This is a genomic window from Slackia faecicanis (assembly GCF_003725295.1).
GTDB classification, from domain to species: Bacteria; Actinomycetota; Coriobacteriia; order Coriobacteriales; family Eggerthellaceae; genus Slackia; species Slackia faecicanis.
The window spans coordinates 192636-205119 of the sequence record NZ_QICB01000001.1; the positions used below are offsets into that span (position 1 = coordinate 192636).

Consider the following 12484-nt stretch of genomic DNA (forward strand, 5'->3'; position numbering starts at 1 on the left):
GCGGCTGCGCGCCTCGCGCGTCGCTCGCTATCCCTGGAGCAGCTCGAGCAGCTCGTCGCCGGTCAGTTTTAGCGACGAGGCGGCGTTTGCGCCGATGACTTTGTCGGCCAGGTCGCTTTTCGCCTGTTGGAGCGCCACGATGCGCTCTTCGATCGTGCCTTTCGCGATCACCTGGTGCACGTTGACGCAGCGCGTCTGTCCGATGCGATGGGCGCGGTCGGTGGCTTGGGCCTGCGCGGCCGCATTCCACCAGGGGTCGGCGTGGATCACGACCGAGGCGCCCGTCAGGTTCAATCCCGTGCCGCCCGCCTTAAGCGACACCAGAAACACCGGCGTGTCGTCGGCATTGAACGCATCGACCAGGTCGATGCGTTCTTTTTTGGGCGTCGCGCCCGTGATGGTGTAATACGGCATGCCGAGCTTGTCCAGCTCGTCGGCTATCAGCGTAAGAAAGCTCGTGAACTGTGAGAAGACCAGGGTTTTCTGCCCGTCGTTTTCGGCCGATTCGAGCAGGTCGACGATGGCTGCGATCTTCGCGCCGGGCTCGGGGTAGTCCTGCATGGCCAGGCGCGGGTCGCAGCAGATCTGGCGCAGGCGCGTCAGCTCGGCGAGCACTTCGACGCCCGGCCCCTTGGCTTCGCCGTCTTTGCTTTTGCGCAGGGCACGCTGCGCGGCGAGCGATTCTCTGAGCTGCTGTTCGTAGGCGAGGTAGAGTTTTTCCTGCTTGCGCGTCATGGGGACATGCACCGCCGATTCGATCTTGTCGGGCAGGTCGTCGAGCACGTCGGCCTTCAGGCGCCTGAGCATGAAGGGGCCCACCAGGGCCTGCAGGCGCGCGGCCGCATCGTCGTTTCCTCCGATGATGTCGAGCTCGAAGCGCTCGCGAAAGCGCATGTAGGATCCCAGAAGCCCGGGCATCAGGAAGTCGAAGATGCTCCAGATCTCGCTCAGCCTGTTTTCCATGGGGGTGCCGGTCAGGGCGAACCGGAGTTTCGCGCGCACCCGCTTGACGGCGCGCGCGGTGAGCGTGCCGTGGTTTTTGATGTATTGCGCCTCGTCGAGCGCGCAGCAGTAGAAATCGCGTGCGGCGTAGTCCTTGACGTCGATGCGTGCGAGGTCGTACGAGGTCACGAACACGTCGACGGCGTCCTCGGCCCGCGCGGCGATTCTTTCCTGCTTGGTTCCCGCTACGGCGCGCACGTTCAGCTCGGGCGCGAAGCGCTCGAATTCGGCGGTCCAGTTGTAGACCAGCGAGGCGGGGCAGACCACCAGGCTCGGTCCTATGGCGCGCGCCTCGTCGCGGCGGGCGAGCAGAAACGATATGAGCTGCAGCGATTTGCCGAGGCCCATCTCGTCGGCAAGGATGCCTCCGAATCCCAGGTCGGCGAGGGAATTCATCCACGAGAACCCTTCGCGCTGATAGGGGCGCAGCGTATTCGCGAGCGTTTCGGGCACCGCGCGTTCGACGGTCTTGGCGCCGCGCAGCTTCTGGACGTACGTCTCGAACGCCGCGTCGCGGCGCGCGTCATCGAGCGTTTCGTCCAGATAGACCGCGCGATATGCGGGCAGCTCGACGGTTCCGGCCGTGAGGGCGGCGGGCGTCAGGTCGAGGTCGCGCGCGAGCTTGTCGAGCTGAGCCAGCTCGAAATCGGCCATATCGAGGAAGGCGCCCGATTTAAGGCGGTGGTAGCGCTTGCGCGCGCGATAGCTTCCGAGCAGCGCGGCCAGCTCGTCGCGGTCGAGGTCGGTCGCGTGCACGTCGAGGTCGATCAGGTCGCCCGCGAGCGATATGCCCACGCTGATGCGCGGCTTCTTGTCGGAAACGAGCCGGTCGAACGCGTCGGTGGTATACACCGACCCCTGTTCGGCGAAGCGGGCCATGCCGCTGAACAGCAGGTCGGCGACGCTTTGGGGGCGCTCGAGCGAAAGGAAATGGCAGCGCGCGCGATCGTCGGCGCTCGCCTTGCGCGGCGCAGCGTCGTCGAAGTAGGCATGCATCAGCGCATAGGCCGCGCGTTCGAGCTTCTCGTCGGGAAGCGGGCGGGCCTGCGCGTCGTCGCCTTCCCAGCGCGGACCTTCCATCGTAAGGGCTCTGCGGCTCGCGCCGTATTTCACGACCGCCTCGCACGTGACGGCGGCGTCGATTTTGTCGAAATAGAATTCCAGCGTTCCTTCGACGGGCCTCCAGGCGTCGAGCTTCTCGGGCGCCGATACCTGCAAGGATCGCTCGATGCGCGGCAGGATCGCCGAACAGAACAGGGCGAGGTCATCTTCGCTGACGAACAGTTCGTCGCTGTCGGCAGAGTGCAGCATGTGCAGAAACGCCGCGCAGCCGGCGAGTTTTTCGGAACAGCGGTAAAACGTCTCGTCCTGCCACAGATAGAGGCGCCCGCCGTGCGAGATCGCCACCGCTTCGCATGGCGAAGCGATCGAGATGCCGCCGTCTTCCCAGGTCATATTCACTTCGATGCGCGGGTCGCAGCATTCGACGTGGGCGACGGTGCGCGATCTTACGCCGTAATCGGCGCCCTCGACGAGAAAGGACGCGTCTTGGCAGGCGTCGAGGAAGTCGATGAGCTCGAATTCGTTCAGGTCGAGCACGCGGCCCGACGCCTCGCTTCCGCGGATGCCCGTCGCCGCGCGTCGGCGGGCGCAGACGGCGCGGTCGATCAGTTCGGCCATGGCGCGGCCGTGCGCGGTGAAGGCGTCGAGGGCATGGGTGAACGCGAGCTTTTTGCCGTAGGAGCGCCATGCGCCGCGTTGCACGTCGTCGACGAACGCGCCGACGTCTTTCATGACGTATGCGCCGTCGGGGCCGACCACCTTGAACTGCACCGCCCACGAGCGGTAGCCGTATACGAACGTGGGCTCGATGTCGATACCGCTAACCTCGACGGCCTTCTCGGCCGCATCGGCGCGGCGGATCAGGTCGGCGAGGCATGCGGTGGTTTCGGGCTTGCGATGCGCTTTGTAGCCCATGAAGCCCGCGGGCCTGCGGTTGTAGGACAGCGCCAGGGCGAGGCTGTGCTTGCAGGGGCCGTCGTATTGAAGATATGCGGGGCAGGTGCATGCGTAGTCGATGACGCGGTCGGCGTCTTCATCGAACGAGATGGAACTGCGATAGCAGTCGTTCCATCCGTGGCTCGAGGCGACGAATGCGCTGAGGTGCGTGCCGCTGCGATCGTAGCGGCATTTCTTCGTGAGGATGTTCTGCTCCGACGAAGCGATCTGGCGCGCCCGCTGCAATGTTTTCGGGGCGCAGTGACATGCGAGTTCCTGCTCTGAGATCATTCGGCCTCCCTTTCGCCAAACTTTCATGATACGGAAAGGCTTTTGCCCCGACAAGGTCGCTGCAGCGCATGCGTCAAAGTAAGACAAGGTTTACAACGCTGCTTTTTCCGGTAGCATGAAGTAAGCCATGGCAAACATAAGCCGTGGCTTCTTTTTCGGATGAAAGGACGAAGCGTGTTCGACAGACGTCTTCTTGCCATGGTTCCTGCGGCGAAGCGCCCCATCGCGGCGAGCGTCGTGCTGCAATGGACCGCCTTGCTCGCCAACGTGGCCCTGTTCATTGCCGCAGGCAGGTTTTTCGGGCTGATGCTGGAAAGGGAGGCCGACGCGCGGGCTTTGGCATCGTTCGTCGTCGTCGGTCTGTTCGCCATCGTCGTTCGGTTCCTATGCCAGGCCGCGGCCGTGCGCGCCGGGGCGAAGGCCGCGGATAGGGCGAAGCGCGTCGTCCGCCGCCGCGTGTACGACAAGCTCGTCGCTTTGGGTCCCGGGTATCGTGAGAACGTATCGACGGCCGCCGCGGTCCAGGTATGCGTCGAAGGGGCCGAGCAGCTGGAAAGCTATTTCGGATCGTATCTTCCGCAGCTGTTCTACGCGGTGCTCGCTCCGGCGACGCTGTTCGTCTGCCTGGCGCCGCTTTCGCTTCCCGCCGCCGCGGTGCTGCTGGCATGCGTGCCGCTCATTCCCGTCTCGATCGTCGCCGTTCAAAAGATCGCGAAGCGCACGATGGGCCGCTACTGGGGGTCCTATATCGATCTAGGGGCGTCGTTTCTGGAAAACGTCCAAGGGCTCACGACGCTGAAAATCTTTTCCGCCGACGGGCGCGCCCATGAGGCGATGAACCGCCAGGCCGAAGGCTTTCGCCGGGCCACGATGCGCCTGCTTCGCATGCAGCTCAATTCGATCACGGTCATGGACCTATTCGCCTTCGGCGGGGCGGCGGCGGGCATCGCCTGCGCCGTCTGGCAGTATTCGCACGGCGCGATAGCGTTTTCATCTGCGTTTTCCATCGTGTTCCTTTCGGCCGAGTTCTTTCTTCCGCTGCGTACGCTGGGATCGTTTTTCCATACGGCGATGGGAGGCATGGCCGTCGCGGACAAGATGTTTTCCATTCTCGACGCGCCGGAGCCGCCGTATGCTGCAGCGGAAATCCCGGCCGATGCCGCCGATGTGCGCTGCGAGGGGATCGGATATTCCTACGATGGGTCCCGCTTCGTCCTTTCCGACGTCGATTTCCACGCTACGCGCGGCTCCTTCGTCGGCGTGGTCGGCCCGAGCGGGTCGGGCAAGTCGACGTTGGCGGGAGTGCTTGCCGGGTCCAACAGGGCTTTCGAAGGAACGGTGAGAATCGGCGGGGTCGATGTCGGAAAGGCTTCGGCGGCGTCGCTTTCGCGCGCGGTGACCTATGTCTCGTTTTCGAGCCGGCTGTTCGCGGGGACGATCGCCGAGAATCTTCGCCTTGCCGATCCCGATGCCGACGACGAAGCCCTCTGGAACGCGCTCGAGCGCTGCCGCCTCGCGGACTTCGTGCGATCGCTCGGCGGGCTCGATGCCGTCGTCGGACCCGATGCGGCGGACCTTTCGGGCGGACAGCGTCAACGGCTCGTTTTGGCGCGCGCTCTTCTGCACGATTCGTCCGTCTATATATTCGACGAGGTGACGTCGAATATCGACGTGCGAAGCGAGCATGCGATCATGGACGTTATCGGCGATCTGGCACGGGAAAAGACGGTCGTCGTGATATCGCATCGTCTGGCCGCTCTTCGTCATGCGGCGCGGATCTACGTGCTCGACGACGGCCGCGTGGCCCAGGTCGGCACGCACGACGAGCTGGCGGCGGCAGACGGCTGCTATGCCGGCATGTGGAGCGAACAGGAAAAACTCGAGCGCTTCGCGGAAAACGCCTGCGGCGATGATGCGTGCGAATGCGCTTCGCCGTCGCGTGTGGGCCCGGGGCAGCGCGATCGCGCGAACGGACGGGAAAAGCCCGGCGCTTCGAAGCCGCGTTCGAAAGCATCGGTGATGATGGGCCTGGTCGGACTCGTCGGGTCGCTTGCCTTCGTGATGTTTCTGGCGGTCGTGCTCGGCATCCTCGGTTTTCTCGCCGCGATCGGCTTGACGGTTTTCGCAGCCGCAGCCCTGCTTGCTGCCGCGGGCTTTCCTATGGGTGCGCCCGCAGGGGCGTTCGTCGCGGCGGCGGGCATATGCGCCGTCGTGCGTGGGCCGTTGCGTTACGGCGAGCAGCTGTGCAATCACTACCTCGCATTCAAGGTGTTGGCCGATGTGCGCGACAAGGTGTTCGCGCGTCTGCGCGTTCTCGCTCCCGCGAAGCTCGAAGGGCGCGACAAGGGAGACCTGGTGTCGCTTGTCACGTCCGACGTCGAACTGCTCGAAGTGTTTTTCGCCCACACGCTTTCGCCCGTTGCGATCGCCGCGGTCGTTTCGGCCGCCATGGTCGCGTTCATCGCCTCGCTCTCTCCCATGCTCGGCGTCTTCGCCGCCTGCGCGTATCTGACGGTGGGCGCAGCGATTCCCTTCGCGGCTTCGAAGGCCGCAGGCGGTCTCGGGCGCAAGGTGCGCGACGGCATGGGATGCCTGAATTCCTTCGTGCTCGAAAGCCTGCGCGGCTTGCGCGAAACGCTGCAGTTCGCGGGGCAGGACGCTCGCGCGCGGGATTTGGATGCGCGCATGGATGAGGTCGGTCGCGACGCCATGCGCCTTAAAAAACGCGCGTCGCTCGCGTTCGCGGGAACAGGAGCGACGGTGCTTGCCTTCGACATCGCGATGATCGCGATGTCGTCGGGCCTCGTCATGCAGGGATCGGCGCCGTTCGCGGCAGCCGTCCTCGCAAGCGCGGCCCTGATGTCCTCCTTCGGCCCGGTTATCGCGCTCGCCGACCTCGGAAGCACGTTGCAAGGCACGCTCGCTGCGGGAGCGCGCGTGCTCGACTTGATGGGAGAGCGCCCTGAGACGCCGGATGTATTGGAAGGCGAGCGCCTGGAGGGGTTTTCGGGCGCACGCGTTCGCGCTCTCGATTTCTCCTACGACGGGCGCAGCGTGCTCGAGGGCGTGGATTTTTCGATCGCGTGCGGCAGTGTCGTCCAGATAACGGGAAAAAGCGGATCGGGGAAGTCGACGTTGCTCAAGCTGATGATGCGCTTCTGGGATCCCGATTCGGGCTCGATCGAGATATCGGGCGAGAATATCGCGGAGGCGACCACCGAGAGCCTGCGTGGGATCGAGGGCCTCATGACCCAGGAAACGCATCTGTTCACGGGAACGGTGCGCGACAACGTGGCGCTTTCCGATCCCGACGTCGACGACGAAGCCGTTCTCGCGGCGCTCGACAAAGCGGCGCTGGGCCAGACCGTCGCGCGTCTTCCGAACGGCCTCGATACGCAGGTCGGCGAGCTCGGCGCGTCGTTCTCGGGAGGCGAGCGTCAGCGGCTGGGCCTTGCGCGCCTCTTCTTGAGCGATGCGGCGCTCATGCTGCTCGATGAGCCGACGAGCAATCTCGATAGCCTCAACGAAGCAGCCGTGCTGCGCGCGCTCGTCGAGAATCGGGGCGATCGCACCGTCGTCCTGGTGAGCCACCGTCCTTCTGCGGCGTTTTTCGCAGATGCGTCGTATTCCGTGGAGCGGGGCATGGTCTCGTAGGCTTTCGTTTCCCGAAAGCGCATCCGATCGGGCCGTCATTCGACGGTTGCCGGATTCTGGGCAAGGCGCCGCCCCGTCGAGGGCAGCGCCTTCGCGTATCTCCGGGAGGAAAGCGGCACCCGCGCGGTCGCGGCCGGCCGAACGCTCCGTCGGCACGTTCGGCGGAGCGTTTCGTTTCGAATCGTCTCCTGACGCAAACGGCCCCGGAACGGATTTTCGTCCCGGGGCCGTTATCGAATGGTCGGTTCGCAAGCGCCCTTTCCCAAAGGGCTTCGCGTGCTTACGAGGCGTCGTCCGTTTCGTCGAGGAGCGTCTCCAGCGTGCGCCAGGCCAGCTCGGCGCATTTCACGCGCGCGGGCATGCGCGCGATCGATTCGAGCTGCGCCGCCTCGTCGAGGTCTTCGAAATCGTCGTCGGAAAGGCTTTCGCCGCGCACCATGGCGATGAACAGCCTGCACAGTCGGCGCGCTTCGTCAACCGATTCGCCGGTGATCAGATCGGCCATGATATCGGCCGACGCCTGGGAAACGGCGCAGCCGCTGCCCGAAAACGCCGCTTCTTCGACCGTGCCGTCCTCGATGCGCAAAGAAAGCGTCAGCCGGTCGCCGCAGCTCGGGTTGACGCCTTCGCGCGCGTGCGTGGCGTCTTCCATATCGTATTTATAGTCGGGGTGCGCATGGTGCTGCATGAGCGCCGCCGTGTAGATGCTAGCCATTGAAGGTCCTCCAGACCGTTTCGAGCCCGCGCCCGAGCGCGGCGATGTCCGATTCGTCGTTGTAGAAGGCGAGCGACGCGCGGCAGCATGCTCCCGTGCCGAGCCATGTCAGAAGCGGCTCTGCGCAGTGGTAACCTGCTCTGATGGCCACGCCCTGCATGTCGAGGATGCTCGCCACGTCGTGCGGGTGGATGCCGTCGACGTTGAACGACACGACGCCGTGGCGCGCGTCCGGGTCGCTCGGCCCGACGATCGAGACGAAATCGAGCGCGTCGAGCGTCTCGATGCATGCCCGCATGAGGGCCGCTTCGCGCGCCTGCACGGCCTGCATGCCTACCGACTCGAGATAATCGACCGCCACGCCCGCCGCATGGATGCCGGCGGCGTCTTGGGTGCCCGCTTCGAATTTCTCGGGGATGCCTGCCCAGGCGGCGTCTTCGAACGTGACCGATTCAATCATTTCGCCGCCGGTGAGAAACGGGCTGCTCGATTCGAGCAGGGAGCGCCGTCCCCAGAGCACGCCGATGCCGAAGGGACCGAAGGCCTTGTGGGCCGAAAAGGCGAAGAAGTCGCATTCGAGCGCCGCGACGTCGATGTCCATATGCGGGACCGATTGCGCCCCGTCGACCACCAGGTATCCGCCGTGCTCATGGACGCGTCGCGCCATGTCGGCGATGGGGTTTTCCACGCCCAAGACGTTGGACACGTGCGCGGCCGCCACGATGCGCGTGGAGGGGCCGATTTTGGCATCCATCTCCTCGGCCGTGATGACGTCGTTCTCGTCGGGGAAAAGATACGTCAGCTTCGCGCCCGTCGCGCGGCAGGCCTGCTGCCACGGGATCAGGTTGCTATGGTGCTCCATGGCGGTGACGCATACCTCGTCGCCTTCGCGCAGGATATCGAGCGCGAACGAGCCCGCTACGATATTGAGGGCCTCGCTCGTGTTGCGGCAGATGACGACTTCGTCGCGGTCGCGCGCGCCGATGAGGCGGGCCAGCTTGGCGCGCGCCTCGCCGATCGCGGTCGTGGCCTGGACCGAGAGGTCGTACAGGCCGCGCAAGGCGTTGGCGTTGAGGGTCTCGTAGAAACGCGCCTGCGCGTCGATTACGCAGCGAGGGCGCTGCGCGGTGGCCGCGCTGTCGAGAAACGCCAGGTCGTCGCGGGCGGCGAGCAGCGGGAAGTCGGCCTTGTAGGGATTGGTCGAGATGTCGCCGGCCTGGGCGGCGCTTAGGGGCAGACGATGCACGGGGCCTCATCCTCCTTCGTTTCGAGGGCGCCGTCGGCGATGCGCCGCACGGCTTCTCGGCATCGGTCGTCAGGGCAGGCGGCCAGCGCCGACTCGAGCACGGAGCGCGAGAACAGCGCCTCGGCCGCGTCGGGCGAAAGGCCGCGGCTCGCCAGATAGAACATCCGGTCGGCGTCGATGTGGCCGATCGAGGCGCCGTGGTCGCCCGCCACGTCGTCTTCGCCGCACAGGATCACGGGGCAGCTGCGGTTGTGCGCATGCTCGCCCACGATGAGCGCCGACTCCTGCTCGTGGCCGCTTGCGCCCTTGCATCCGCGAATGAAATCGATCGTCGCCTTGAGCGTTTTGACGCTTTCGTCCGCCAGGACGCCGTCGGCCTGCAAGTCGCTCGTGCTGGCCGCTCCGCGGTGCTCGAAGATGTAGTTGAAGTCCGTCTCGGCCTGTTCGCGGCCGAGGTAGCGCACGTCCGCGCGCGCCCGGGAGCCGGCCCCGCGCAGGTCGCATGCGAATCCCGTAGAGGAGGCGCCGGTCGAGAGCGCGAAATGCCGCACGTCGACCGAGGCTTCGTCGGCCAGGACGCAACCCGCGTCGTCGAGGACCGTCGTGCGCGCCCCGCCCGCCTGCAGCGCGGTCAGCGCGAGTTTGCTGCGCGCTCCGCAGAAGATGCGCAGGACGGAACCGAGAAACGCGTCCGCGGCGCGCGTCGCGTCGAACACCACCGCGACTTCGGCCGCGCTGTCTTCGGCGAGCACGATATCGAGCGCGTTCGCGCACGCTCCTCCTTCGCCGGCTTCCAGATACACGACGGCGCGGGCGTCGGCGGCGCCGCGGACGGTTTGAAGGACGACGCGCTCCGGCGCGATCGATTCGACGAATGCGGCGGCGTCGCGTCCGGCGCCCGTCTTGAACGCGCCTGCCGCGTCGCCGATCCGTTCGCGGTTTGCGAGGTCGCTTTGGTAGCGTGAAAGCGCGCAGGCATCCAGGCCCGCCGCGTCGTCTGCCGCGCCCTCGGCAGGCGCGGCCGCGCACGGCAGCGTTCGCAGAGCCGCGTCGAACGCATCGGGCGCGGGGGAGTCCATGAAGCCCGTCGCATCGACGGTCGCGGCGCGCACGGATGCGGCGGGCGCTTTCACGGCGATGTCGGCATGGTTCATGCCGAGGCGATGCCAGGTGGGGGCGGGCATCGCGTTCGCATGGCGAATGACGGTGTCGAGCATTATCCGATCGCCCCTTCCATTTCCAACTTGATGAGATTGTTCATTTCGACCGCGTACTCGAGCGGCAGCTCTTTGCTGACGGGCTCGGCGAAGCCGTTGACCACCATGGTGCGCGCCTCTTCTTCGGGAATGCCGCGGCTCATCAGGTAGAACACGGTGTCGTCGCCGATGCGGCCGATGGTCGCCTCGTGTCCGATGTCCACATGCTTGCAGCGGATGTCCATGGCGGGAATGGTGTCGGCGCGGCTTTCGTCGTCGAGCATGAGCGACTGGCACGACACGCTCGCGCTTGCGCCGCGCGCGGCTTCGGTCGCCACGATCGACGAGCGGAAGGTGGAGATGCCGCCCCCCTTCGAAATGGATTTGGTCTGCACCGCGACCGACGTGTTCGGCGCGGCGAGGACCGCCTTGCAGCCGGTATCGAGGTTCTGGGCGGTTCCCGCGAAGGTGATGCCGGTGAAGGTGCAGGCGGCGTTTTCGCCGGCGAGCACCGACATGGGATAGAGATAGCCCACGTGGCTGCCGAACGATCCGCTGACCCAATCGATCGAGCCGCCTTCGCCCACCAGGGCGCGCTTGGTGTTGAGGTTGTACATGTTCTTCGACCAGTTCTCGATCGTGGAATAGCGTAGGCGCGCGCGGTCGCCCACGAACAGCTCCACGCAGCCGGCGTGCAGGTTCGCCACGTTGTACTTCGGCGCCGAGCATCCCTCGATGAAATGCAGGTCGGCGTCGTCTTCCACGATGATGAGCGTGTGCTCGAACTGTCCCGCGCCCTTCGCGTTGAGGCGGAAGTAGCTTTGCAGCGGGAAATCGAGCTTGGCGCCCGCGGGCACGTAGACGAAGCTGCCTCCGCTCCATACCGCGCCGTGCAGCGCGGCGAACTTATGGTCGCGCGGCGTGACGAGCGTCATGAACTTCTCACGGATGAGCTCAGCGTATTCGCCCTTGAGCGCCTCTTCGATGCCCGAATACACGATGCCCATCTTCGCGGCCGATTCCTGGACGCTGTGATAGACCAGCTCGGAATCGTATTGTGCGCCGACGCCCGCGAGATAGGCTCGCTCCGCCTCGGGAATGCCGAGGCGCTCGAAGGTGTCCTTGATGTCGGCGGGCACGCTTTCCCAATCGCTTTTCTGCTCGGTGTCGGGCTTGACGTAGGTGACGATATGGTCCATGTCGAGCCCGTCGAGCGCGGGGCCCCAATCGGGCACGGGCATGCTCAGATAGGTTTCGAGCGACTTCAGGCGGAATTCGAGCATCCATGCGGGCTCGTCTTTCTTGCGCGAGATCTCTTCGACGATGGCGGGCGTCAGGCCCGCGTCGACGCGTTCGGCGCCTGCGTCTTCGAAGCGGAAATCGTACATGCTGCGGTCGATATCGGCGACTTCGGTGCGGTTCTTTGCCATGGCTTCGCCTACCGTTCGTCTGCCGCGACGCAGTGGCCGTCGGTCTTGCCGCCGAGAAGGCCCTCGTCGGCATGGTCGCAGTGAAGCGCGCCGCGCTCGCCGGCAGCCTCTTCGGCATGGCGCGCGAAACGCTCGAACCCGGCGCGGTCGATTTCTTCCACGAGCGACGCGTCGCCGCTTTCGACCAGCCTTCCGTCCACGATCACATGCACGCAGTCGATCGACAGGTTTTCGAGGATGCGGGTGTTGTGCGTGATGATGACGAGCGTGCCGTCGCAGGATTCGCGATAGGCGCGGATGCCGCGCGACACCACGCCGAGCGCGTCGACATCGAGGCCCGAGTCGGTTTCGTCCAGGATGGCCAGGCGCGGCTCGAGCAGCAGCAATTGGAGCATCTCGAGCTTCTTCTTCTCGCCGCCCGAAAAGCCGACGCCCAGTTCGCGCTCGAGATAGGAAGGGTCCATTTCGAGCTTTTCGGCCAGGTCGGCGATGCGGCGGCGGAAGCGCTTGCCCTTCATCTCGATGCCTTCGCGGCCTGCGGTTTGGGCGCGAAGGAGGCTTGAGACCGGCACGCCCGGAATCTCCACCGGGGCCTGGAAGCTCAAAAACACGCCGGCGCGGGACCGCTTGTCGGGGGAGAGGTCGACGATATCGTTTCCTGCGAAGACGATCGATCCTTCGTCGACGTCGTAGGCGGGGTCGCCCATGACGACGTGGCCGAAGGTCGATTTGCCGGCCCCGTTCGGGCCCATGATGACATGGGTCTGGCCGGCGGGAATGTCGATCGATATATCGCGGAGGATGGGTTTTCCATCGGCGGAGGCGCTAAGGCCCTGGACAGAAAGCAGGATGTCAGGGTTCATGGCATGCCTTTCTAATCATATTAAATTTCTAGGATTAAAATACGGCATGCCGACGAGGTGTCAAGCTAATTCATACTAAAAAGGTATCA

7 protein-coding genes are annotated in these 12484 nt (G+C 65.2%); 1 reads left to right on the top strand and 6 read right to left on the bottom strand.

Translation table 11 applies throughout. The features are described from left to right. Positions 1 to 27: 27 nt before the first annotated feature. Positions 28 to 3291, bottom strand: a complete 3264-nt coding sequence (locus DMP07_RS00860; RefSeq protein WP_123197273.1) for a DEAD/DEAH box helicase — start codon at positions 3289 to 3291, stop codon at positions 28 to 30. Positions 3292 to 3465: 174 nt separating this feature from the next. Between DMP07_RS00860 and DMP07_RS00865 the strand changes: the two genes are divergently transcribed. Then, positions 3466 to 6945, top strand: coding sequence for a thiol reductant ABC exporter subunit CydD/CydC (locus tag DMP07_RS00865; protein WP_123197274.1), 3480 nt, complete (start codon positions 3466 to 3468; stop codon positions 6943 to 6945). 280 nt (positions 6946 to 7225) lie between these two features. Here DMP07_RS00865 and sufU read toward each other — a convergent pair whose 3' ends face one another. The 5 genes from sufU to sufC are packed head-to-tail and all read right to left on the bottom strand — an operon-like array spanning position 7226 to position 12395. Then, a complete protein-coding gene (sufU, locus tag DMP07_RS00870; protein WP_123197275.1) occupies positions 7226 to 7660 on the bottom strand; it encodes a Fe-S cluster assembly sulfur transfer protein SufU in 435 nt (144 codons plus the stop codon). Then, positions 7653 to 8906 carry an aminotransferase class V-fold PLP-dependent enzyme gene (locus tag DMP07_RS00875; RefSeq protein ID WP_123197276.1) on the bottom strand — a complete coding sequence of 418 codons (1254 nt, stop codon included), beginning with the start codon at positions 8904 to 8906 and terminating at the stop codon, positions 7653 to 7655. Before DMP07_RS00875 ends, sufU begins: the two co-directional genes overlap by 8 nt. Further along, complete coding sequence (locus DMP07_RS00880) at positions 8888 to 10123, bottom strand: SufB/SufD family protein (RefSeq protein ID WP_123197277.1); 1236 nt, start codon at positions 10121 to 10123, stop codon at positions 8888 to 8890. The genes DMP07_RS00875 and DMP07_RS00880 overlap by 19 nt, the downstream gene beginning before the upstream one ends. Then, the gene (gene sufB, locus DMP07_RS00885; protein ID WP_123197278.1) at positions 10123 to 11532 is read right to left on the bottom strand and encodes a Fe-S cluster assembly protein SufB; all 1410 of its coding nucleotides are present in this window, start codon (positions 11530 to 11532) and stop codon (positions 10123 to 10125) included. Before sufB ends, DMP07_RS00880 begins: the two co-directional genes overlap by 1 nt. An 8-nt stretch (positions 11533 to 11540) precedes the next feature. Next, on the bottom strand, positions 11541 to 12395 hold the full coding sequence (gene sufC, locus DMP07_RS00890; protein WP_123197279.1) for a Fe-S cluster assembly ATPase SufC: 855 nt from the start codon (positions 12393 to 12395) through the stop codon (positions 11541 to 11543). Between the last annotated feature and the right edge of the window lie 89 nt (positions 12396 to 12484).

Coding starts and splice junctions, on each gene's coding strand:
- DMP07_RS00860 (WP_123197273.1), bottom strand. CDS start 3,291: ATGATCTCAGAGCAGGAACTCGCATGTCACTGCGCCCCGAAAACATTG.
- sufB (WP_123197278.1), bottom strand. CDS start 11,532: ATGGCAAAGAACCGCACCGAAGTCGCCGATATCGACCGCAGCATGTAC.
- sufU (WP_123197275.1), bottom strand. CDS start 7,660: ATGGCTAGCATCTACACGGCGGCGCTCATGCAGCACCATGCGCACCCC.
- sufC (WP_123197279.1), bottom strand. CDS start 12,395: ATGAACCCTGACATCCTGCTTTCTGTCCAGGGCCTTAGCGCCTCCGCC.
- DMP07_RS00880 (WP_123197277.1), bottom strand. CDS start 10,123: ATGCTCGACACCGTCATTCGCCATGCGAACGCGATGCCCGCCCCCACC.